Annotated in this window: 20 protein-coding genes; 7 read left to right on the top strand and 13 right to left on the bottom strand. The window is 72.0% G+C overall.

Going from position 1 to position 21,044, the window contains the following annotated elements; genetic code table 11:
• The first annotated feature begins 16 nt into the window (after positions 1 to 16).
• Positions 17 to 208 (top strand): 50S ribosomal protein L28, encoded by a 192-nt coding sequence (rpmB, locus tag ACLQ3K_RS03060; protein ID WP_068521417.1) that lies wholly within the window; start codon positions 17 to 19, stop codon positions 206 to 208.
• Between the two features lie 72 nt (positions 209 to 280).
• On the opposite strand, the gene ACLQ3K_RS03065 is transcribed toward rpmB, so the two are convergent.
• Together ACLQ3K_RS03065 and ACLQ3K_RS03070 are read right to left on the bottom strand one after the other, a co-directional pair.
• A complete protein-coding gene (locus tag ACLQ3K_RS03065; RefSeq protein ID WP_336671552.1) occupies positions 281 to 976 on the bottom strand; it encodes a uracil-DNA glycosylase in 696 nt (231 codons plus the stop codon).
• Positions 973 to 1,989, bottom strand: a complete 1,017-nt coding sequence (locus ACLQ3K_RS03070; protein WP_425996886.1) for a thiamine-phosphate kinase — start codon at positions 1,987 to 1,989, stop codon at positions 973 to 975. The genes ACLQ3K_RS03065 and ACLQ3K_RS03070 overlap by 4 nt, the downstream gene beginning before the upstream one ends.
• 19 nt (positions 1,990 to 2,008) lie before the next feature.
• Between ACLQ3K_RS03070 and ACLQ3K_RS03075 the strand changes: the two genes are divergently transcribed.
• A complete protein-coding gene (locus ACLQ3K_RS03075; protein WP_336671554.1) occupies positions 2,009 to 2,593 on the top strand; it encodes a DUF3515 domain-containing protein in 585 nt (194 codons plus the stop codon).
• Between the two features lie 7 nt (positions 2,594 to 2,600).
• On the opposite strand, the gene ACLQ3K_RS03080 is transcribed toward ACLQ3K_RS03075, so the two are convergent.
• Entirely contained in the window at positions 2,601 to 3,686 is a 1,086-nt protein-coding gene (locus ACLQ3K_RS03080; protein WP_336671555.1) for a D-alanine--D-alanine ligase family protein, read from the bottom strand.
• Between the two features lie 66 nt (positions 3,687 to 3,752).
• Positions 3,753 to 4,784, bottom strand: coding sequence for an NAD(P)H-dependent glycerol-3-phosphate dehydrogenase (locus ACLQ3K_RS03085; protein ID WP_224650958.1), 1,032 nt, complete (start codon positions 4,782 to 4,784; stop codon positions 3,753 to 3,755).
• 111 nt (positions 4,785 to 4,895) lie between these two features.
• Between ACLQ3K_RS03085 and cofC the strand changes: the two genes are divergently transcribed.
• Genes cofC through ACLQ3K_RS03100 form a run of 3 tightly spaced genes read left to right on the top strand, consistent with a single transcriptional unit; the run spans position 4,896 to position 8,730 of the window.
• Positions 4,896 to 5,597: a 2-phospho-L-lactate guanylyltransferase gene (cofC, locus tag ACLQ3K_RS03090; protein ID WP_255604166.1), complete on the top strand. Its 702-nt coding sequence runs from the start codon at positions 4,896 to 4,898 to the stop codon at positions 5,595 to 5,597.
• A gap of 53 nt (positions 5,598 to 5,650) precedes the next feature.
• On the top strand, positions 5,651 to 7,786 hold the full coding sequence (locus ACLQ3K_RS03095; RefSeq protein WP_425997123.1) for an RNA degradosome polyphosphate kinase: 2,136 nt from the start codon (positions 5,651 to 5,653) through the stop codon (positions 7,784 to 7,786).
• Entirely contained in the window at positions 7,783 to 8,730 is a 948-nt protein-coding gene (locus tag ACLQ3K_RS03100; protein WP_336671557.1) for an NUDIX hydrolase, read from the top strand. The genes ACLQ3K_RS03095 and ACLQ3K_RS03100 overlap by 4 nt, the downstream gene beginning before the upstream one ends.
• 34 nt (positions 8,731 to 8,764) lie before the next feature.
• On the opposite strand, the gene ACLQ3K_RS03105 is transcribed toward ACLQ3K_RS03100, so the two are convergent.
• The 3 genes from ACLQ3K_RS03105 to leuC all read right to left on the bottom strand — a co-directional run bounded on the left by ACLQ3K_RS03105 (position 8,765) and on the right by leuC (position 11,681).
• Positions 8,765 to 9,457, bottom strand: a complete 693-nt coding sequence (locus ACLQ3K_RS03105) for an HU family DNA-binding protein (RefSeq protein WP_425996889.1) — start codon at positions 9,455 to 9,457, stop codon at positions 8,765 to 8,767.
• 169 nt (positions 9,458 to 9,626) lie between these two features.
• Positions 9,627 to 10,214 carry a 3-isopropylmalate dehydratase small subunit gene (leuD, locus tag ACLQ3K_RS03110; RefSeq protein WP_224646818.1) on the bottom strand — a complete coding sequence of 196 codons (588 nt, stop codon included), beginning with the start codon at positions 10,212 to 10,214 and terminating at the stop codon, positions 9,627 to 9,629.
• A 33-nt stretch (positions 10,215 to 10,247) separates the two neighbouring features.
• Positions 10,248 to 11,681 (bottom strand): 3-isopropylmalate dehydratase large subunit, encoded by a 1,434-nt coding sequence (gene leuC, locus ACLQ3K_RS03115; protein WP_224646824.1) that lies wholly within the window; start codon positions 11,679 to 11,681, stop codon positions 10,248 to 10,250.
• 87 nt (positions 11,682 to 11,768) lie between these two features.
• Between leuC and ACLQ3K_RS03120 the strand changes: the two genes are divergently transcribed.
• Positions 11,769 to 12,491, top strand: a complete 723-nt coding sequence (locus tag ACLQ3K_RS03120; protein WP_224646815.1) for an IclR family transcriptional regulator — start codon at positions 11,769 to 11,771, stop codon at positions 12,489 to 12,491.
• A 4-nt stretch (positions 12,492 to 12,495) separates the two neighbouring features.
• Here ACLQ3K_RS03120 and ACLQ3K_RS03125 read toward each other — a convergent pair whose 3' ends face one another.
• The 4 genes from ACLQ3K_RS03125 to ACLQ3K_RS03140 all read right to left on the bottom strand — a co-directional run bounded on the left by ACLQ3K_RS03125 (position 12,496) and on the right by ACLQ3K_RS03140 (position 15,863).
• The gene (locus tag ACLQ3K_RS03125) at positions 12,496 to 13,635 is read right to left on the bottom strand and encodes an AAA family ATPase (protein WP_425996891.1); all 1,140 of its coding nucleotides are present in this window, start codon (positions 13,633 to 13,635) and stop codon (positions 12,496 to 12,498) included.
• 3 nt (positions 13,636 to 13,638) lie between these two features.
• A complete protein-coding gene (locus ACLQ3K_RS03130; protein ID WP_068521441.1) occupies positions 13,639 to 14,676 on the bottom strand; it encodes an aliphatic amidase in 1,038 nt (345 codons plus the stop codon).
• Positions 14,677 to 14,730: 54 nt separating this feature from the next.
• The gene (locus ACLQ3K_RS03135; RefSeq protein ID WP_425996893.1) at positions 14,731 to 15,378 is read right to left on the bottom strand and encodes an AmiS/UreI family transporter; all 648 of its coding nucleotides are present in this window, start codon (positions 15,376 to 15,378) and stop codon (positions 14,731 to 14,733) included.
• Positions 15,379 to 15,482: 104 nt separating this feature from the next.
• Positions 15,483 to 15,863 carry a MarR family transcriptional regulator gene (locus ACLQ3K_RS03140; protein ID WP_224646812.1) on the bottom strand — a complete coding sequence of 127 codons (381 nt, stop codon included), beginning with the start codon at positions 15,861 to 15,863 and terminating at the stop codon, positions 15,483 to 15,485.
• Positions 15,864 to 15,971: 108 nt separating this feature from the next.
• On the opposite strand from ACLQ3K_RS03140, the gene ACLQ3K_RS03145 reads away from it, so the two are divergent.
• Positions 15,972 to 17,018, top strand: coding sequence for a substrate-binding domain-containing protein (locus ACLQ3K_RS03145; protein ID WP_224646811.1), 1,047 nt, complete (start codon positions 15,972 to 15,974; stop codon positions 17,016 to 17,018).
• Here ACLQ3K_RS03145 and ACLQ3K_RS03150 read toward each other — a convergent pair.
• Positions 17,005 to 18,297 carry a DUF2235 domain-containing protein gene (locus ACLQ3K_RS03150; protein ID WP_425996895.1) on the bottom strand — a complete coding sequence of 431 codons (1,293 nt, stop codon included), beginning with the start codon at positions 18,295 to 18,297 and terminating at the stop codon, positions 17,005 to 17,007. The genes ACLQ3K_RS03145 and ACLQ3K_RS03150 overlap by 14 nt on opposite strands.
• Before the next feature lie 45 nt (positions 18,298 to 18,342).
• The gene (locus tag ACLQ3K_RS03155) at positions 18,343 to 20,967 is read right to left on the bottom strand and encodes a LuxR C-terminal-related transcriptional regulator (protein ID WP_425996897.1); all 2,625 of its coding nucleotides are present in this window, start codon (positions 20,965 to 20,967) and stop codon (positions 18,343 to 18,345) included.
• Between the last annotated feature and the right edge of the window lie 77 nt (positions 20,968 to 21,044).

A 21,044-nucleotide genomic window follows, 5' to 3' on the forward strand; every position in this document is an offset into this window, starting at 1 on the left:
CGAGGAGTACACGACTATGGCTGCCGTCTGCGACGTCTGCGACAAGGGCCCCGGCTTCGGTAAGTCGGTCTCCCACTCGCACCGGCGTACCAACCGCCGGTGGAACCCGAACATCCAGACCGTCCGCGCCCAGGTCGCGCCCGGTCAGACCCGCCGCCTGAACGTGTGCACCTCGTGCATCAAGGCCGGCAAGGTCGTTCGCGGCTAGTACGCATCAGCTGTTCCGAAGGCCCGTGACCTCCCCGAGGTCACGGGCCTTCGGCGTTCGCTCCGACGGTCGTCAGCGCACCTGCGCGAGGTGCGGCAAGCGCCAGTCGACGGGCTCCGCCCCGAGTCCCACCAGCGCCTCGTTGGCCTTCGAGAAGGGCTTGGAGCCGAAGAAGCCGCGCGACGCGGACAGCGGCGACGGATGCACCGACTCGATCCGCGGGGTGTCGCCGAGGCGCGGCCCGAGCGAGGCCGCGTCGCGGCCCCACAGGATCGCCACGAGCGGCGCGTCCCGCGCCACGAGCGCGTCGATGGCGCACTCGGTGACCTTCTCCCAGCCCTTCCCGCGGTGTGAGGCGGGCGTGCCCGGGCGCACCGTCAGGACACGGTTCAGCAGGAGCACGCCCTGCGCGGACCACGGCGACAGATCGCCGTTCGCGGGCATCGGCAGCTCGAGGTCGTCGCAGTACTCCTTGTAGATGTTCTGCAGACTCCGCGGGATCGGCCGCACCGACGGGTCCACCGAGAACGAGAGGCCCACCGCGTGCCCCGGTGTCGGGTACGGATCCTGGCCGACGATGAGCACCCGCACGTCGGCGAAGGGCTGCCGGAAGGCGCGCAGCACGTTGGCCCCGGCCGGCAGGTATCCGTCCCCGGAGGCGTTCTCGGCGCGCAGGAACTCGCCGAGCGCCGTGATCTCGTCGGCGACCGGCGCGAGGGCCTGCGCCCACCCGGCCTCGACGCTGTCGGTCAGTGGTCTCGCCGTCATCGCCCGGTCTCCTCGGTCTCGGTGAAGGTGTTCCAGCCGCCGGCCGCCGGCCCGGCGTCGCCGTCGACGGTGACGGTGCCCGCGGGCAGCGCGGCCGGGGCGGACACCACCCCGATCGCGCGCCAGCCTCCGGGGAGCTCCGCGGCGGCCGGGAAGGTCGCCAGGAGGGCGTGATCCTCGCCGCCCGTCCGCACCCAGTGCTCGGCGTCGGCGCCGAGCGCCTCGGCGCAGGCGACCAGCTCGGCGTCGGGGGCCAGCAGGGCACCGTCGAGCGCGATGGTCACGCCGGAGGCCCGGGCGAGTGACCGCGCGTCGCGGAGGAGGCCGTCGGAGACGTCGGTGAGTGCCGTCGCGCCGGCGTCGGCCGCGCTCGGCCCGGCGGCGAGCGGGGGCACCGGGCAGCGGTAGGTCTCGACCAGGCCGTCGAAGCCGTCGAGCCCCGCGAGCAGGACGTCCAGGCCCGCGGCCGAATGCCCGAGAGTGCCGCACACCGCGACCCGATCGCCCGGCCGCGCGCCGGACAGCAGGACCGGCTCCCTGCCCTGCAGGTCGCCGAGCACGGTGACGGCGAGCAGTACCTGATCGGTGCGAACCACGTCACCGCCGGCGATCGCACCGCCGGCCTCGGCCGCGCCGCGAGTGGTGCCGCGCGCGATGCCCGCGATGACGTCCTCGCCGGTCTCGGGCGGGCAGCCCAGCGTCACGGTGAAGGCGGTGCACACGGCGCCCATGGCCGCGACGTCCGCCGCGTTCTGCGCGATCGCGCGCCGGCCCACGTGCTCGGGGGTGGTGAGGTCGAACCGGAAGTGCCGGCCCTCGACGATCGCATCGGACGAGACCACCGTCCGGCCGTCGGGGGCCAGCACCACCGCCGCGTCGTCGCCCGGGCCGACCGGGATCCGCGGATCCGGCCGCACACCGCCGGTGGCCAGCGCGATCACGCCGTCCTCCCCCAGCTCCGCCACGGTGCGCACGCGGGGCTGCGCAGGGCTCTCCGGCTCCTCAGATGTCATCGCGGCTACCGTATCGGACGTGAGCGATGCAGACGACGAGACCACCGCGGCCCCGGACACCGGGAAACGCCGCAGCCCCGCCTTCCTCGCGACGGCGGTGGCCCTGCCGGTCGCGGTGGTCGCGTGTTTCATCGCCTTCCTCGTGCTGGCGCAGCAGAAGCAGGGCGACGCCCGCGACGCCGCGGAGGCCGGCCACCTGAAGTCGGTGGCGGCACCGTCGTCCGGCGACGCGGCGTGCGGGAAGCTCCTCGGCGCGATCCCCGCCGACCTCGACGGCTATCGGCGCACCGACGACACCGAGCCCGGCGGCTTCGCCCGGTGGACCAGCGAGAAGGCCGGCGCAGTGGAGGTGCGGTGCGGCACCGACCGTCCCGCCGAGCTGACCGCGACCGCGAAGCTGCAGATCATCAACGGGGTGCAGTGGCTGCAGGCCACACCGGCGGGCGCGCCCGCCCCCGACGGCGGCAGCTACTGGACGGCCGTCGACCACCGCCCGTACGTCACCCTCTGGGTGCCCGACGGTGCCGGCACCTCCGCGGTGCAGGCCACCTCGGACGCGATCCGGGAGCACCTGCAGGCGGCCTCGCTCGACCTGGGCCGGTAGCCGGCGGTTACCGGAGGCCGGTGCCGCGCGCGAGCGCCGTCTCGATGAGGATCGTGAGCAGCTCGGCGTACTCGACGCCGGACTCGGCCCACATCCGCGGGTACATCGACGTCGAGGTGAAGCCGGGCATGGTGTTGACCTCGTTGATGACGGGGCCGTCGGGGGTCTGGAAGAAGTCGACGCGCGAGAGGCCCTGGCAGTCGAAGGCGTGGAAGGCGCGCACCGCGAGGTCGCGGATCGCCGCCGACTGCTCCTCGGTGAGGTTCGCGGGCACGGTGTACTGCGCGCGGTCGTCGAGGTACTTGGTCTCGAAGTCGTAGAAGGAGTGCTCGGCGTCGGCGGCCATCTCGATCTCGGCGATCGCCGACGCGGCGACGCTGCCGTCGGGCCGCTCGAGCACGCCGATCTCGACCTCGCGGCCGATCACGGCCGCCTCGATGATGACCTTGGGATCCCACTTCCGGGCCTCGGCGATCGCCGCGGGCAGCTCGGTCAGGTCCGTGACCCGGGTGATGCCGATCGACGATCCGCCGCGCGCGGGCTTGACGAACAGCGGCAGGCCCAGGCGGTGCAGGACGTCCGACGGGACCTCGGTGTCGCGCTGGCGGAGCACGTGGAAGTCACCCACGGGCAGGCCGTCCGCGGCGAGCAGCTTCTTCGCGAACTCCTTGTCCATGCCCGCCGCGGAGGCGAGCACGCCCGCACCCACGTAGGGCACACCGACCATCTCCAGCAGCCCCTGCAGGGTGCCGTCCTCGCCGTACGGGCCGTGCAGGACGGGGAAGACGACGTCGACGGCGCCGAGGAGCTCCCCTGCGCTATCCGCGTGCACCGACACGAGTTCCGCGCCGGGCAACAGCGCCAGATCCGTCGGGGCGTCGGCCACACTCGGGAGCGCCCGATCGGCGAACCTCAGCGCCTTGGAGTCACCGTCGGAGAGCACCCACGCGCCCGCCTGCGTGATCCCGACGGGGACCACCTGGTAGCGCTCGGGGTCGAGGTGGGCGAGGATGCTGCCCGCCGAGACGCACGAGACCGCGTGCTCGCTGCTGCGCCCGCCGAAGACCACTGCCACCCTGATTCGCTCCGTCACGGTCGCCCACCTTACGTGTCGGCCGTGCGGAGGGCCACGCGGTTACCCGCGGGGAAGGCAGTGGGACTAGTCGGCGTCCTTGGGGCGCCACTCGCCGCCGACGTCGCGGTTGAGCAGGTCGTCCATGGCGCGGGAGACGGGGACCCCGTCGTAGCAGACGGCGCGCACGGCCTCGGTGAGCGGCATTTCGACGCCCACGCGTCGCGCCAGGTCGGCGATGGAGATGCACGACTTGGCGCCCTCCGCGACCTGCCCGTGCGCGGCGGCCTGCGCCTGCTCGACGGTCATGCCCTGGCCGAGGCGCGCGCCGAAGCTGAAGTTGCGGGACTGCGGCGAGCTGCACGTGGCGACGAGGTCGCCGACGCCGGCGAGGCCGGCCAGCGTGAGCGGCTCCGCGCCGAGCGCCGTGCCGAGGCGCAGCGTCTCCGCCAGCCCGCGGGTGATGATCGCGGCGCGCGAGTTCTCGCCGAGGTTGATGCCCGACGCGATCCCGCAGACCAGGGCGATCACGTTCTTGGTGGCACCGCCGATCTCGCAGCCGACCACGTCGGCGCTCGTGTACGGCCGGAAGTAGTCGGTGCGCGCGAGGTACTGGGTCCGGGAAGCGCGATCGGCGTTGTCCGAGGCGACCACGGCGAGGGTCGGTTGGCCCTTCGCGATCTCCTTCGCGAAGTTCGGCCCCGTCAGCACGGCGATCCGATCCCGGTCGATCCCCGCGGCGTCGACGACGACCTCGCTCATCCGGTCGAGCGTGCCGATCTCGATGCCCTTGGCCAGGTTCACGACGGTGACGTCCGGCGGGATCAGGTGGCCCCAGTCGCCCAGGTTGGCCCGCAGCGACTGCGAGGGGACGGCGAGCACGACGAGCCCGGCACCGCGCATCGCCTCCTCCGGATCGTGTGTCGCGGAGAGGTTCTCGGGGAGCACGCCCTCGGGCAGGTACTGCGCGTTGATCCGGGTCTCGTTGATCTGATCGGCGACCTCCTGCCGCCGGCACCACATCCGCACCCGGTGCGGCTCCGGGCGGGTGGCCTCCGCGAAGACCTTCGCCATCGCGGTTCCGAACGAACCAGCCCCCATCACCGCAACGTCGACCATCCGAGCCCCTCCTCGCATCGCACCTGTCCCACCGGATTCGTGGGCACCGGGGCGAGCCTATCGCCCGCCCGCAGGCGGCGGGTTCGGTTCCGCACGCCTACATTGGTGCCCATGAGCTCACCGCAGGGGGCCGCCGAGCGCCCCGCCGTCGTGGTGGTGACCGCCGTGAAGTCGCTCGACGCCGCCAAGTCCCGCTTCGCCGCGCCCGGCGACGGCCTGCGGGACGCCGTCCCGGGGCTCGTGCTGGCGATGCTGTTGGACACCCTCGCCGCGGCGGCGGCCGCCCCCGGGGTCCTCGGGCTGCACGTGGTCTCCCCCGATCCCGAGGTCCGCGCCGCGGCGATCGCCGTCGGGGCGCGCACCGTCGACGAGCCGGAGCCCGGCGGGCTGAACGCCGCGCTCGAGGCGGGCGCCCGCGCCGCCCGGGCCGCGCACGGCCCCGCGGTCGCGGTCCTGGCCCTGCAGGCGGACCTACCGGGGATCACCGCCACGGAGCTCGGGGAGTTCCTCGCGGCGACGGCGGGCAGGCGGGGCTTCGTGCCCGATCACGCGGGGACCGGGACGGCGGCGCTGTACGCGCCCCCGGGGACCGAACTGCGCGCCGCCTTCGGGCCGGATTCCGCGGCGGCGCACCGGTCCGGGGGCGCCGCGCGGCACGACGGCCCCTGGCCCGGCCTGCGCACGGACGTCGATACGCCGCGGGACCTGACCGAGGCTGGGCGCCTCGGGGAGCACACCGCGGCGGTGCTCGCGGCGGCCGATCGGGACTTCGCGTCGAATGCGTGCGTCCGATACGCCAGAATGGAGCGGTGACGACCGAGCCCCCCGCCCCCTCCGCCGAACCGACCCCCGTCCCGAGCACCGCGGTGGCCGAGCCGGCCGGTCCGCCGTCCGGACGGCCGACGGCGATCCCGACGGCGCCGCCCGCAGCGCCGCCCGAGGTCCCCAGCGACCTGCCCGCGGACCGCTACCTCAACCGGGAACTGAGCTGGCTCGACTTCAACGCCCGGGTGCTGGCGATGGCGGAGGACGCCTCGCTGCCGCTGCTGGACCGCGCGAAGTTCCTGGCGATCTTCGCCTCGAACCTCGACGAGTTCTTCATGGTCCGGGTGGCCGGGCTCAAGCGCCGCGACCAGATGGGCCTCTCGGTCCGATCCGCCGACGGCCTCACGCCCCGCGAGCAACTGCGCCTGATCTCCCAGCGGACCCAGGAACTCTCGCACAAGCACGCCCTCGTGTTCAGCGACGCCGTGCGCCCGGAGTTGGCGGCGCAGGGCATCTCGGTGGTCAGCTGGGCCGATCTCTCGCCCGCAGAACGCGAGAACCTCTCCGCGTACTTCCACACGCAGGTCTTCCCCGTGCTCACGCCGCTCGCCGTCGACCCTGCGCACCCCTTCCCGTACATCTCGGGCCTCTCGCTCAACCTGGCAGTGGCGGTGGTCGACACGGCCACGGGCGGCGAGCATTTCGCGCGCGTGAAGGTGCCGGACAACGTCGCCCGGATGGTCTCGGTCCGCAGCGAGCGGATGGACCACGCGGTGCTCCCTCTCGAGGACCTGATCTCCGCGCACCTCGACGTCCTCTTCCCGGGGATGACGGTGTCGGAGCATCACGTCTTCCGCATCACGCGCAACGCGGATTTCGAGGTCGAGGAGGACCGCGACGAGGATCTGCTGCAGGCCCTCGAGCGGGAGCTCGCGCGGCGCCGCTTCGGCTCGCCGGTCCGCCTCGAAGTGGCGGAGGACATGTCCGAGCACATGCTCGAGCTGCTGCTGCGCGAGATGGACGTGGACCCGGCCGACGTCATCACCGTTCCCGGCCTGCTCGATCTGAACTGCATGTTCGAGCTGTACGGCGTCGACCGTCCGGACCTGAAGGAGAAGCCCTTCGTCCCCGTGACCCACCCCGCGTTCGGCGAGCGGGAGACGCCCAAGAGCGTCTTCTCCACGCTCCGTGAGGGCGACGTCCTGGTCCACCACCCGTACGACTCCTTCTCGACCAGCGTGCAGCGGTTCATCGAGCAGGCGGCGGCGGATCCGCACGTCCTGGCGATCAAGCAGACCCTGTACCGCACCTCGGGCGATTCGCCGATCGTCGACGCGCTGATCGACGCCGCCGAGGCCGGCAAGCAGGTCGTGGCCCTGGTCGAGATCAAGGCCCGCTTCGACGAGCAGGCGAACATCAAGTGGGCCAGGAAGCTGGAGCAGGCCGGGGTGCACGTGGTCTACGGCCTCGTGGGCCTGAAGACCCACTGCAAGACCTGCCTGGTGGTCCGCCGCGAGGGCTCGACGATCCGCCGGTACTGCCACATCGGTACGGGCAACTACAACCCCAAGACCGCGCGCCTGTACGAGGACGTCGGCCTGTTCACCGCCGATCCCGATCTGGGCGCGGACCTGACGGATCTGTTCAACCGGCTCACGGGCTACTCCCGCAAGGAGGAGTACCGCAACCTGATGGTGGCGCCGCACGGCATCCGGTCGGGCATCGTGGAGCGGATCGATCGCGAGATCGAGCTGCAGCGCGCGGGCAAGCCGGCCGGCGTGCAGCTCAAGGCGAACGCCGTGGTGGACGAGCAGATCATCGACGCGCTGTACCGCGCGAGCCAGGCGGGCGTGCCCGTCGAGGTCGTCGTCCGGGGCATCTGCGCGCTGCGGCCCGGCGTCCCGGGGGTGAGCGAGAACATCACCGTCCGATCGATTCTCGGGCAGTTCCTCGAGCACTCCCGGATCCTGCACTTCCGCGGCGCGGACGAGTTCTGGATCGGCAGCGCCGACATGATGCACCGCAACCTGGATCGCCGCGTCGAGGTGATGGCGCAGGTGAAGGACCCTCGCCTCGCGCGGCAGCTGGGCGAGATGTTCGACTCCGCACTCGATCCCGCCACCCGCTGCTGGGTGCTCGACGGTGACGGGAACTGGAACGCCTCCCCCGTCCCGGGCGAGGCCGTCCGGGATCACCAGCGGGAACTGATGCGCGCGCACCGCGCGAGCCTGCGGTGAGCGGCGGAGGCGAGGGCGCGGTCGTCCGCGCCTCCGGGGGCGTGCTCTGGCGCCCCACCCCGGACGGTCCGGAAGTGGCCGTGGTGCACCGGCCGCGGTACGACGACTGGTCGCTGCCCAAGGGGCATGTGGAGTCCGACGAGAACCCCGTCGTGGCCGGGCTGCGCGAGGTCGTCGAGGAGACGGGCTTCTCCGCCCGGTTCGTGCGCGCCGTCGGCCAGGTCTCGTACGACGTGCCCCGGCGCAAACGGCACGGCCCGGGCGGGGCGACGGTGCGCAAGCGCGTCGGATACTGGTCGGCCCTCGCGGGTTCCGGTGTCTTCGCGCCGAACGAGGAGACCGACGAGCTGCGCTGGCTGTCCGTGCGGGCCGCCACCGCCCTGCTGAGCTATCCGATCGACCGGCGGATCCTGCGGGCCTTCGGCAAGCAGCCGCGGTCCACAGCGACGATGCTGATCGTCCGGCACGCCAAGGCCGGTCGGAAGCAGGGCTATCAGGGCGACGACCTGGCGCGGCCCCTGGACCGGAACGGGCGGGCCCAGGCGGAGGCCCTCGTGGACCTCCTGGGGGCGTTCGGGCCCGGCCGCCTACTCTCGGCGCCGCCGGTGCGGTGCACGCAGACCCTGGAGCCGCTGGCGGCCGAGACGGGCCTGCCTCTGGCGGAGGAGCCGACGATGTCGGAGACGGCCTACGCCCGCGATCCCGCGGCTGCCCGTCGCCGGATCCGCGAGATCGCGCGGATGGGCGAGGAATCGGGCACTGTGCCCGTGGTGTGCAGCCAGGGCGGCGTGATCCCCGACCTCACCGCGTGGTGGGCGGGGGCGGACGACGTGCGCCTGCCCGCGGCCCGCAACCGCAAGGCCAGCGTGTGGGTGCTCACCACCGAGGGCGGGCGCCTGCTGACCATGGACCACATCGACAGCCCACTGCCCCTGGAGCACTGAGGCTCCAGGGGCAGCGGGGTTCGACGGGCGGCGTCTACTTCTTGGCGGCCTTCTTGGCGGGAGCCTTCTTGGCCGGCGCCTTCTTGGCGGGGGCCTTGGTCGCGGCCTTCTTGGCCGGGGTGGCCTTCGCGGGAGCCTTCTTGGCGGGGGCCTTGGTCGCGGCCTTCTTCGCGGGGGCCTTGGTCGCGGCCTTCTTGGCCGGCGTGGTCTTCGCGGGAGCCTTCTTCGCGGGAGCCTTGGTCGCGGCCTTCTTGGCCGGCGTGGTCTTCGCCGGAGCCTTCTTCGCGGGGGCGGCCTTGGTCGCCTTCGCCGGAGCCTTCTTCGCGGCCGCCTTGGTGGCGGCCGCCTTGGCGGCCTTCGCCGGAGCCTTCTTCGCCGCCGTCTTCTTGGCGGGCGCGGCCGCCGTGGCCGAGCTGCGGCGGACGGCGGGACCCGAGGCCGGCAGCTTGGCCGAGCCGGAGATCACGGCCTTGAACTGCGCACCGGGACGGAACGCGGGCACGGACGTGGGCTTGACCTTGACGGTCTCGCCGGTGCGGGGGTTGCGGGCGACGCGAGCGGCGCGCTTGCGCTGCTCGAAGACGCCGAAGCCCGTGATGGTCACCGACTCACCGGAGTGGACGGCACGGACGATCGTGTCCACGATCGCCTCGACGGCGGCGCCGGCGGTCCGGCGGTCGGTGCCCAGCTTCTCGGTGAGCGCCTCGATCAGTTCTGCCTTGTTCATGGACGATCTTCCCTCTGTGGTCGGAGGCTCACCGCTGAGCCAACTAGGGACACCGTAAACGCAGAATTGCATTCAATCCAAGAGCCACGCCAGATTTGATCGAAGATGTGTCGGAATGACAAGTGGCGGCACCGGTTCGATCCGGTGCCGCCACTGACGGATTTTCGACCTACAGGGTCACGGGTTTGTATGCGGGCCTGCGGCTTTCAAACTCGGCGATGGCCTCGTCCTGCTGCAGAGTGATGCCGATGTCGTCCAGACCGGCCATCAAGCGGTATCGGACCGGGTCGTCGATCGTGAAGGGAACTACCAAGTCCCCGGCGGTCACCGTCTTGTCCTCGAGGTCGACGGTGATCTCCAGCCCGGGATCGTTCTCGAGGGCCTTCCAGAGCAGCTCGACGTTCTCCTGCTCGACCAGAGCGGCCACGAGACCCGCCTTGCCCGAATTGCCGCGGAAGATGTCCGCGAACCGCGACGAGATGACCACCCGGAAGCCGTAGTCCATGAGAGCCCACACGGCGTGCTCGCGGGAGCTGCCGGTGCCGAAATCCGGTCCGGCGACGAGCACCGAGCCGCGGTCGTAGGGCGGGGTGTTGAGGATGAAGTTCGGATCGCCGCGCCAGGCCGAGAACAGCCCGTCCTCGAATCCGGTGCGGGTCACGCGCTTGAGGTAGACGGCGGGGATGATCTGGTCGGTGTCGACGTTGGTGCGGCGCAGCGGCACGCCGATGCCGGTGTGGGTGACGATGGCTTCCATGCTCGTTCTCCTTGGAATGCGGACGGGCGGGCGCTACGCGCCGGCGACGGGGGCCAGATCGGCCGGGGCGGAGAGGGTGCCGCGGACGGCCGTCGCGGCGGCGACCGCCGGCGAGACCAGGTGCGTGCGGCTGCCCTTGCCCTGGCGCCCCTCGAAGTTGCGGTTCGACGTGGACGCGGAGCGCTCGCCGGCGGCGAGCTGATCCGGGTTCATGCCCAGGCACATCGAGCAGCCGGCCTGCCGCCACTCGGCGCCGGCGTCGAGGAAGACCTGCCCCAGGCCCTCCTCCTCGGCCTGGGCGCGCACGCGCATCGACCCGGGTACGACGAGCATGCGGACGCCCTCTGCCACCTTGCGGCCGCGGAGGATCTCGGCGACGGCGCGCAGGTCCTCGATCCGGCCGTTGGTGCACGAGCCGACGAAGACGGCGTCCACGGCGATGTCGCGCAGCGGGGTGCCCGCCTCGAGGCCCATGTACTGCAGGGCCTTCGCGGCGGTCTCCTTCTCGCCGTCCGAGCCGAAGGACTCGGGATCGGGCACCGAGGCGCTCAACGGCAGGCCCTGGCCGGGGTTCGTGCCCCAGGTGACGAAGGGAGTGAGCGCGCTGCCGTCGATGTCGACCTCGGCGTCGAAAACCGCGCCCTCGTCGGTGCGAAGGGCGTCCCAGGCCTCGATCGCGGCGTCCCAGTCGGCGCCCTTCGGCGCGTGGTCGCGCCCCTCGAGATAGTCGTAGGTGATCCGGTCGGGCGCGATCAGGCCGGCGCGGGCGCCGGCCTCGATCGACATGTTGCAGATGGTCATCCGCGCCTCCATCGAGAGCTTCTCGATGGCGCTGCCGCGGTACTCGAGGACGTAGCCCTGGCCGCCGCCGGTGCCGATCTTGGCGATGATCGCCAGGATCAGATCCTTGGAGGTGACGCCGGGCTGCAGCTCGCCGGAGACGTTGATGGCCATGGTCTTGAACGGCTTGAGCGGCAGGGTCTGGGTGGCCAGCACGTGCTCGACCTCCGAGGTGCCGATACCCATCGCGATGGCGCCGAAGGCTCCGTGCGTGGACGTGTGGCTGTCGCCGCAGACGACCGTCATGCCCGGCTGGGTGAGACCGAGCTGCGGTCCCATCACGTGGACGATGCCCTGCTCGCCGTCGCCCATGGAGTGCAGGCGGACGCCGAACTCGGCGCAGTTGCGGCGCAGGGTCTCCACCTGGGTGCGGGAGACCTCGTCGGCGATGGGTTGGACCAGCGTGTCGGTGGGCACGTTGTGGTCCTCGGTGGCGATCGTGAGGTCGGGGCGCCGCACCGGCCGGCCGGCCAGGCGCAGGCCGTCGAAGGCCTGCGGGCTCGTCACCTCGTGCACGAGGTGCAGGTCGATGTAGATGAGGTCGGGCTCGCGCGAGGCGCCCTCGCCCTCCCCCTTGACGACGACGTGCTGATCCCAGACCTTCTCGGCCATTGTGCGCGGCTGCATGCTTCCCACCTGCTCCATGATCTTCGCTCCGCCGGCGGACGCGGGCTGCGCGTTGAATCCCACCATGCGAGAGCCTAGTATCGAACTATGGGAAATGATACCGCACCGTCGGACACCCCCGAAAGCCTCACCCCGGTGAGCGGCATCGGCGTGCTCGACAAGTCGGTGGCCGTGCTGCGCGCGGCCGCGGAGGAGCCGGCGAGCCTCGCCGAGCTGTGCGGCCGCACCGGCCTGCCGCGGGCGACGGCGCACCGTCTGGCCGTCGGGCTGGAGCTGCACGGCCTGCTCACTCGGGACGGGGACGGCCTGTGGCGGCCCGGGTCCGCGCTGCGCGAGCTCGCGGCCAGCACCGCCGACGCGCTCGTCGACACGGCGGCGATGGTCCTGCCCCGGCTCCGCGAGATCACCGGGGAGTCGGTCCAGCTCTACCGCCGCGAGGGCGATCACCGGGTGTGCGTCGCCGCCGCCGAGCCGCCCTCGGGCCTGCGCGACACCGTACCGGTGGGATCCCGGCTCCCGATGACCGCCGGCTCGGGCGCGAAGGTGCTCGCGGCGTGGGCGGATCCCCGGACCGACTCCTTCTTCAGCGACCGCGCGCTCGCCGAGGTCCGCAAGCGCGGCTGGGCGCAGAGCGCCGGCGAGCGCGAGTCGGGCGTCGCCAGCGTCTCGGCGCCGGTCCGCAATCCGCGCGGCGAGGTGATCGCGGCGATCTCCGTGTCCGGCCCGACCGACCGCATGGGCCGGCGGCCCGGCGCCCGGTGGGCCGCCGACCTGTTGCAGGCGGCGGAGGCGCTGCAGCGCCGGATCTGAGCCGTTACGCCGCCGGACCGCCCACCCGGCAGCGCACCGCGGCACCGTCGACCACGAGGACCGCGGAGACGCGGCTCGTCGTGTCCGCCATGCGCGCCGCGCGGTGCGCGATCACGGCCTCGGCCACAATGGGCCAGACGTCGTGCCGGATCGCGCGCCGGACGGAGCGCGCCCCGTACACCGGGTCGAAGCCGGTCTCCACCAGATGGGCGGCGACCGCGTCGTCGATCGTCAGGTCCACGCCCCGCTCGCGGGCCCGGTCCGCGAACATCTCCAGCTCGTGCCGGGCCACCTCCACCGCGGTGTCCTGGGAGAGCTCCTCGAAGAGCGTCACCTCGTCGATCCGGTTGAGGAACTCGGGATCGAAGAACCGGGCGATCGATTGCTCCGAGATCCGGTCGAGGCGCCCCTCCAGGACGCGGTCCACCCGCTCCCCCGCCGGCGCGGGCAGCAGCCGGGAGACCGAGCGCCCGGCCCGGTGCCACGGACGCTCCTGCTCGGCGCGCAGCTCGCGGCTGCCGAGGTTGGAGGTCATGAACACCAGGCAGTTGCGGAAGTCGTAGCGCTGCTGCCCGTTCGCCAGGGTCAGCTGACCCCGGTCCAGCACGTGCAGCAGGGCCCGCAGCACCGTGGTGTGGGCCTTCTCCACCTCGTCGAAGAGCACGATCCCGGGCATGGAGACGGTGCCCTCGATGCGGTCGCGGTCGAAGACGCTGAGCCCCTCCTTCGAGCCGGAGTAGCCGGGCGGCGCCCCGGCGAAGGACGCGGCGTAGTGCTCCTGCGCCATGGCCGACATGTCCACCTGGCAGAAGTCGTCCGGCCCCGTCCGCAGCGCGGAGGCCAGCTGGCGGACGATCTCGGTCTTGCCGGTCCCGGTGGGGCCGACCAGCAGGTGACTGGCGAGCGGACGGGTCTTGTCCGTGAGGCCCGCCTGCACCACCGAAAGGGTCTTGAAGATCGACTCGATCGCGTGGTCCTGTCCGAAGACGTTGGCGCGCAGCTGCGCCAGGATCCGCGCCGCGTCGACCCGCCCGACCGCCGCCTTGGCGAACTCGGCGTCGGTGGGGCGGGACTCGGAGTGGCCGGACGCCTGGCCGCCGACGGCGACGCCCTCGGCGGCCAGGCGATCGGTGATGAAGGGCACGGTCTACGCCTCGCGGGTCTTCTCGGTGGGCAGGGTCCCGACGGGGCAGTCGGCGACGCCGATCGTGTCGCGCGTGAAGGATTCGACCTGCTCCCGCGCGGCCTCGGCGTCGGTGACCCACAGCTTGTAGAAGTCGAAGGGGCACTCGGCGACGCCCTTGTCGCCCTCGCCCGCGGCGTGGATGCCCGTGTAGCCGCGGTGGAGGATCTTGAAGAGGTGGTTCTGCGACTGGTCGTGCTTGCGGGCGTCGCGGATCGTCGAGACGGAGAGCTGCGCGTACTGGATGCCGTACTCCTCCTCGCCGGTCTCGCCGAGCGTGCGGCCGTCGAAGCCGATGATCGCCGAGTGGCCGAAGTAGGAGTAGACGCCGTCGAAGCCGGCGGCGTTGGCGACGGCGACGTAGACGTTGTTGGCCCAGGCCATGGCCTTGGCCATGAGCACCTGCTGATCCTTCGACGGGTACATGTAGCCCTGGCAGCGCACCACGAGCTCCGCGCCCTTCATGGCGCAGTCGCGCCAGATCTCCGGGTAATTGCCGTCGTCGCAGACGATGAGCGAGACCTTGAGCCCCTTGGGGCCGTCCACGACATAGGTGGAGCTGCCGGGGTACCAGCCCTCGATGGGGGCCCACGGGATGATCTTGCGGTACTTCTGGACGATCTCGCCCTGGTCGTTGATGAGGATCAGGGTGTTGTAGGGCGGCTTGTTCGGGTGGTCCTCGTGCTGCTCACCGGTGATGGAGAAGACGCCCCAGGTGCCGGCCTTGCGGCAGGCGTCGGAGAAGATCTTCGTCTCCTCGCCGGGGATCGCGGCGGCGGTGGCGTACATCTCGTCGGGGTCGTACATGATGCCCTGCGTGGAGTACTCGGGGAAGACGACGAGGTCCATGCCCGGCAGGCCGGCCTTCATGCCGACGATCATCTCGGCGATCTTGTGACAGTTCTCGATGACCCCGGCACGGTCGTGCAGGCGCGGCATCTTGTAGTTGACGACGGCGACGCCGACGGTGTCCGGGCTGGAGGAGATGTCTCCGTGACGCATGGTGGGACCTTTCGTTGATTTCGTTGATGTCGTTGCAGGGCAGGGGTTGCAGGATCAGGCGGCCTCGGGCGCGGCGGCCGCCGGCACGGACTGGAGCGCGGACGCCGGAGCCGGCAGCGACGGCAGCACCCGCGCCGCCACGGCGCTCAGCACCAGGAGCGCGACGGCGATCACCACCGCCCACAGGGCCGCCGACGTACTGGTGGGCCAGTTCCCCCGCCAGATCAGCAGCGCGGGGATCGTCGCGGTCAGGTGCGAGCCGACGAGGATCAGCCAGCCGGTGAAGGACATGAGCGAGGTCTTCCCGACGGCCAGGATGAGGAAGAACAACAGCCACATCACGGCCCAGACGAACCAGATGACGCCGAAGACGGGGTCCGCCGAGAAGGAGAAGACGCCGAAGACGATCGCCATGGCGGACACGAAGAGCGAGTACCAGCCGAGGCCGCGGCCGTCGTTGCCCATGAGGTTGTTGACGCCGACGTAGAGGTAGGTGAGGCCGAACAGGTAGCTCGACCCCGCCCCGAAGACCCCGCCGAGGTCACCGTCGGCGGCGACGACCGCGAGCGTCGGTAGGACGACCTGTATCGCCCCGACGAAGAGGTTGAAGACGCCCGCCTCGCGGGCGGAGATCGCCCCGAGGAACCAGGCCCCGTTGACGAACAGAACGGCTCCGACGAAGAGCAATCCGAGTGTGGTCATCGCGACTCCCGATTTATTACCGATTCGGCACTATCTCTGATCGGTAGTATTCGCGGACAGCTCGATGTGCGCAGCGGAATCGGTGAAAACGCAGGTAGGGGTTGCTACGACAGGCGCAGGACGAGCGACTCCCAGACCTCACGGCCGGTGTCGGAGAGCGTCAGCAGAACACTGCGCCGGTCGCCCGGAGCGGGTCGCCGGTACGCGAGGTTGCGCTCGACCAGGCGGTCGACCAGGCGGGTGGTGGACGACGGAGTGGTGCCGGTCCGGGCCGCCAGCTCGCCGACGGTGGCACCTTCGACCGCGGCGAGCAGGCGCAGCGCGCGGAAGTGCTCGACGGTGAGGTCGTGCTCCGCGAGGGCCGGAGTGAGGACGTTCATGACGAGATCGTCGGCCTCGCAGACGGCCGCGAAAGCGGTGCGCGCCGGCGCCTCCCGCAGGTCCGCGCTCGCGTCCATGTCCGCCCCGATCCTCGACTGTGTCATCGCAATCCACGACCACTGTATCGCGTTCTTCCCCGGCTGCGGGCGCGCTCCGCGTAGGCTCGTCTGCACACCGGTCCGTAGGGCAGGACTTCAGACGAGCGGACGTCCATGAGCGAGTACACCGTTGGGTTGTTGTACCCCCGACGTGGCCCCGCGGGGCTGTTCGGACCGTCGTGCCTCAGTTGCACGACGCTGGCCGCCGACGACATCAACACCCGGGGCGGGATCCTCGGGCGCGAGTTGACCGTGCGCCCCATCGACTCCGCCACCGGCGTGGCGAACGTGACGCGCGAGGTCGAATCCCTGCTGGCGGCGGGCGAGATCGACGCCATCGTCGGCTGGCACACCTCCGACGTGCGGCGCGCGCTCTCCGCGCGGCTCGACCTGCGAGTGCCCTACGTCTACACCGCCCTCTACGAGGGCGGCGAGTCGACGGCCGGCGTCTTCCTCACGGGCGAGACGCCCGAGGAGCAGATCCTCCCCGCCCTCGAATGGCTCCGCCGGGAACGCGGACTGCGCCGGTGGTGGATCGTCGGCAGCGACTACCTCTGGGCCCGCGACAGCGCGAAGGCGTGCGTGCGCTTCGCGCGCCGCCTCGGCGACGATCTCGTGGGCGCGCGCTTCGTCCCCGTCGGCACCGAGGACTTCTCGTCCGTCGTCACCGACATCGCGCGCTCCGACGCCGACGGCGTGCTCATGCTCCTCCTCGGGCAGGACGCGGTCGAGTTCAACCGGGCCTTCGCGGCGGCCGGCCTCGACGGTGCCTTCGTGCGCTATTCGCCGCTCATGGACGAGCACATGCTGATGGCCTCGGGCCCGGACGCCACGCGCGACCTGTTCGCCTCGGCGGGCTACTTCGACTCCGTGGTGACGTCCGAGTCGATGGAGTTCGGCGCCCGCTACTTCGGCCGCTTCGGCCCCGACGCCTGCACCCCGACGTCGATGGGCGAGTCCTGCTTCGAGGGCATGCTCCTGCTCGAGTCCCTGTTGTCGACGGTGCGCAGCACGGACGTCCGGGACATCATGGCGGGGGTCGGCGGCGTGCACTACGAAGGGGCCCGCGGCAACATGGCGCTCCGCGACGGCCACGCGCATCAGCGGATGTACCTGGCGCGCGCGGAGGGCTGCGACTTCGACGTGATCAGCCAGCTCTGAGCGTCCCACTCGCGGGCGGCGCGCTGAGGGCCGCGAAGGTGGGGACCTCGGTGTAGAGATTGTCCAGCGCGTGCACGTCGGCCGGCCCGGTAGAGCCGTCGGGCTTCAGGCTGAGGGTGCCGCGCACCTCGGCCACCCAGATCGCCGTGTTCGGGTTGATCCCGCGCTGGGCGGCGCTGCGTTCGAGGTGGACGTCGTAGGCGCGGCCGTCCGGATCGTTCACGCTCGGCGCGGTCGGCGCCATGGTGCGCCACCCGCCGGCGAAGACCGGCACGACGCCGGGCCCGGGCCGGCGCCACAGGTCGCGGATCGCCGCGAGGGCGTTGGCGATCCGATATCCGAAGCCCAGCGAATCGTTCTCGACGGGGCCTGTGGAGCACAGGCCCGGCCCGAGCATGGACCAGTCGAAGCGCAGCCCCGGATAGTCGTCGTAGTCCTCCGGCCGGACGGCGGCCTTGGGCCGCACGGACTCCCGCAGCCGGCCGCGTTGCGCCACCTCGCCGACCATCCAGAGCAGGGACCGGTCCGAGTAGAAGGAGTTCTCGTACCCTCCGCCCACGTCGAGGTGGACGCCGTCGAACCACACCTGCCGGATGTCCCGGTGCGCGCCGCCCCACAGGCAGGGCGCGAAGGGCCGGCGGCGCTCGCCGAGCGCGAGGGCCTGTCGGGCGCGGTTCACCTTCGGGCTGAGCTCGACGTCGTGGAACCGGTACTTCTCGCGGGCGATGCCGGGGAGGCCCAGGGCGCCGACGGTGTCGAAGACGCCCAGATTGTCGATGGTGACGACGCCCTCGTCGTAGCAGTACGGCTGCAGCCTCGCGAGGTCCGCGTCGTGCTTCGGGTCCTTCTTCTCGCCCGGCGGCCGCGTCCGGTACACGGACATCGCCTCGGGCAGCTTGTCCTGCGCGACGCCGTCCGGGGTCAGCAGGCCGACGTGGGAGATCATCCCGATGAGGCTTCGCGCCGTGTAGGCGCCGCGGCTGAAGCCGAACACCGAGATCCGGTCGCCCGGCTCGTAGTTGAGCGCCAGGAAGCAGTAGCAGTCGAGGATGTTCGCGTCGAGCCCGAACCCGAAGGCACCCGCGAGAACGCGCTCGATCCGGCTGCCGGCGGAGCCCACGCCGCGCTGGTAGTAGATGATCTGGGGCTCGCCGTCGTGCCCGACGGGGGCCACGCCGCGGGCGATCTTCTCCACGTTCGAGACGTGCTTGTTGTCGGGCTTCTGCCACGTGCCGTCGCAGCAGATCACCAGGGTCTTCGGCTTCCGGATGGCGTTCATGGTCCGACCGTACGAAGCGGGCGGACAGCGGTCACGAGTAGTGGGCTACTCGATTCGGGCCGCATCGCGGCGCCCCCGCACGAGCGCGGACGCGAGGCCCGCGCGATCGGTCGCGTCCACCTTGGCGCAGGCGCGGTAGATGTGCCCCTCGACCGTCCGGACCGACAGGAACAGCCGGTCCGCGATCTCCTTGTTCGTGAGTCCGGCGGCGATGAGATTCGCGATCTCCCGCTCCCGGGTGGTGAGCGGGAGCGGGTGGGCGGACTCCGCGAGTGCGGGCGTCCGCAGGCCGCCACAGGCCGCGGCCAGACGGTCCGCGGTGGCCGCGGAGGCGTGCATCGCGCTCCGTGCGTCCGCCAGTGCGTGCATGCTCGCCGCCGCAGCGGCCGCATCCGCCGCCGAGGGCAGGGCGCCGATCCGCTCGAACTCCGCCGCGCAGGCGTCGAGGCCCGCACCGTCCCGGTCGGCCAGCGCGCGGGCGTGCCGGGCGTACACCGGGACCAGCACGCCGTCCAGTCGTTCCGCGAGCGCATCGAGGCGGTCGGCGATCCCGGGCTCCGCGTCACCGAGCCGCGCGGCGGTGTGCAGCGCCTCCGCCTCGAGGGCGTGCTGCCCGCTCACCCCCGCGGCGTCGGCCGCCGCTCGGGAGGTGGCGATCGCCGCGGACGTGGTCCCCGCCGCCGCCTCCTGCCACGCCTGCGCGATCATGAGCTGGTGGCCGAACACCGCCACGTTGTCCCCGAAATGCCGGCGGGCGTCGAGCATCGCCGCGGCCGCCGCCTCCGCCTCGCCGAGCGCGGCGTACGCCTGCGCCAGCTGGAACCGCGCGGGGAAGACCCACGAGACGTCGGGGCGGTCGCGGACCGTCGCCAGGGTCTGCTCCGCCTGCTGGACGACCCGCGCGTAGTTCCCCTCCGCGAGGTCGACCGCGCTGACATGGATGCCGGAGAGCGCCCACGCGAGGAACTGCCCCGCGGAACGGAACTCGACGTAGCGCTGCGCCGCGGCGCGGGCGCGCTCGAAGGCCCCGGTGAGCGTCAGCGCGAGGATCTCCCCGTAGCCCGCGGGGAACCGCAGCACGCCGTCCGTGTGCGGTTCGGCCTCGCGGCCACGCACCGCGAGCGCCGCCACGTCGTCGCCGCGGCCGGCCAGCGCCCGCGCGAAACCGCCTGCGAAGACGGCCCATTCCACGGCCCAGGGCGTTGCCGCGGGCGACCCGATGACGCCGTCCGCCAGCTCCAGCGCCCGCGGCAGGTCGTCGGTGAACGCGGCGCACGCCGCCCCGATGCCCTGCACGATGAGTGCGAGGACGGGCGCCTCGACGCGCTCGGCCAGCAGCGCTAGCACCTCGTTCGCGGCGGCCACGTCGCCGACCGCCCAGAACAGGTTCCCGATCCGCTGCGCGCCCCACAGCACGAGCTCGACCTCGTCGAGATCGTCGGGGTCGAAGGCCCGGAGCACCCGGTCGGACTCGGCCGCCTCGCCCTGCCACATCAGCGCGCGCGCCAGGAGGCACGCGGCGGGCAGCCCGGCCCCGCCGTCCAGTGCGGCGCGGGCGAAGCGCTCCCCCATCGGGACGTTCGCGAGCATCAGGGCGTCGCGGGCGGCATCGCACAGCAGGCCCGGTTCGAGGTCGGCGTCGCTGTCGAGAGCCAGTCCCGCGAGCCGGATCCGGTCCGACGCCGAGGAGACCTCGCGCCGCCCCAGTGCCTCGACGAGGTCCCCGCGCAGCCGCCGCGACGCGGCGAATCCCAGCCGGCCCCGGATCACCTCGCCGAAGAGCGGATGCGCGTAGCGGACCGAGAGCGCGCGGCCCTCGCGGGCGATCCGGATCAGCCCCTCGGCCTCGGCCTTCTCCACGGCGTCGTCCCCACCGAGGTCGGCCAGCACGTCGAGGTCGATCGGCTCGCAGAGCGTCAGCAGCTTCAGCACGTGCAGCACGGCGTCGTCGAGGTGATCGACGCGCCCGTCGAGGAGCGAGGCCAACTCCGAGGTCACCGCCGCCCGTCCGCGCATCTGCCACACGCCGCCGACCTCGCGCAGCGCCCCCGATTCCAGCGCCCCCTGCACGAGGTGCTTGAGGTAGAGCGCGTTCCCACCGGAGGCCTCCCACATCAGGCGCGCGGACAGGCCCTCGAGGCGGCCGCCGACCGCCGCCTCGACCAGCTCGACGCTCTGTTCCAGCGTGAAGGGATCCAGCGCGATCCGGACGACGTGGCCGTCCTTCCACAGGCTGGTGATGGCGTCGGGCACCGCCTCGCCGCTGCGGACCGTCGCGATGAGGTGGACGGCGCGGTCGATGGCGAGTTGGTGCAGCAGGGTCGCCGAGAGCTCGTCGAGCAGATGCGCATCGTCCACGCCGACGACGAGGTGCCCGTCCGCGAGCAGCGATTCCCGCGCCGCCGACAGGTAGGTGACCGGATCGGTGGAGGTGGCCGGGCCGACGAGATGCGCGAACACCCCGAGGGGGATCCCGCGCGCGGATTCCGTTCCCGCGACCCACTGCACGTGCAGCTTCGAATCCGCCGCGACCGACCGCGCGAGCGTCGTCTTGCCGACGCCGGCGTCCCCCGTCACGATGACCCCACAGCCCGCGGACCCCGCATCGAGCGCCGCGCGGACGTCGTCGTACTCGCGCCCCCGCTCGACGATCCGCAACTGCTGTCGCATGAACACCTATCCTAGTCCCGGTGCGGCCCGACTGCGCAGGTCGAATCTCCCGGGTTTTCCTGCCCGGCACGTTGATT

It is taken from the genome of Tsukamurella sp. DT100 (assembly GCF_049844855.1).
GTDB lineage: Bacteria > Actinomycetota > Actinomycetes > Mycobacteriales > Mycobacteriaceae > Tsukamurella.

Bases quoted from the DNA above. Each gene is read 5' to 3' on its own strand.
- rpmB (WP_068521417.1), top strand. From the start codon at position 17: ATGGCTGCCGTCTGCGACGTCTGCGACAAGGGCCCCGGCTTCGGTAAG.
- ACLQ3K_RS03135 (WP_425996893.1), bottom strand. From the start codon at position 15,378: ATGACCACACTCGGATTGCTCTTCGTCGGAGCCGTTCTGTTCGTCAAC.
- ACLQ3K_RS03155 (WP_425996897.1), bottom strand. From the start codon at position 20,967: ATGCGACAGCAGTTGCGGATCGTCGAGCGGGGGCGCGAGTACGACGAC.
- ACLQ3K_RS03065 (WP_336671552.1), bottom strand. From the start codon at position 976: ATGACGGCGAGACCACTGACCGACAGCGTCGAGGCCGGGTGGGCGCAG.
- ACLQ3K_RS03130 (WP_068521441.1), bottom strand. From the start codon at position 14,676: ATGCGTCACGGAGACATCTCCTCCAGCCCGGACACCGTCGGCGTCGCC.
- ACLQ3K_RS03145 (WP_224646811.1), top strand. From the start codon at position 15,972: ATGAGCGAGTACACCGTTGGGTTGTTGTACCCCCGACGTGGCCCCGCG.
- ACLQ3K_RS03070 (WP_425996886.1), bottom strand. From the start codon at position 1,989: ATGACATCTGAGGAGCCGGAGAGCCCTGCGCAGCCCCGCGTGCGCACC.
- ACLQ3K_RS03105 (WP_425996889.1), bottom strand. From the start codon at position 9,457: ATGAACAAGGCAGAACTGATCGAGGCGCTCACCGAGAAGCTGGGCACC.
- ACLQ3K_RS03140 (WP_224646812.1), bottom strand. From the start codon at position 15,863: ATGACACAGTCGAGGATCGGGGCGGACATGGACGCGAGCGCGGACCTG.
- ACLQ3K_RS03120 (WP_224646815.1), top strand. From the start codon at position 11,769: ATGGGAAATGATACCGCACCGTCGGACACCCCCGAAAGCCTCACCCCG.
- leuD (WP_224646818.1), bottom strand. From the start codon at position 10,214: ATGGAAGCCATCGTCACCCACACCGGCATCGGCGTGCCGCTGCGCCGC.
- ACLQ3K_RS03150 (WP_425996895.1), bottom strand. From the start codon at position 18,297: ATGAACGCCATCCGGAAGCCGAAGACCCTGGTGATCTGCTGCGACGGC.
- leuC (WP_224646824.1), bottom strand. From the start codon at position 11,681: ATGCAGCCGCGCACAATGGCCGAGAAGGTCTGGGATCAGCACGTCGTC.
- cofC (WP_255604166.1), top strand. From the start codon at position 4,896: ATGAGCTCACCGCAGGGGGCCGCCGAGCGCCCCGCCGTCGTGGTGGTG.
- ACLQ3K_RS03085 (WP_224650958.1), bottom strand. From the start codon at position 4,784: ATGGTCGACGTTGCGGTGATGGGGGCTGGTTCGTTCGGAACCGCGATG.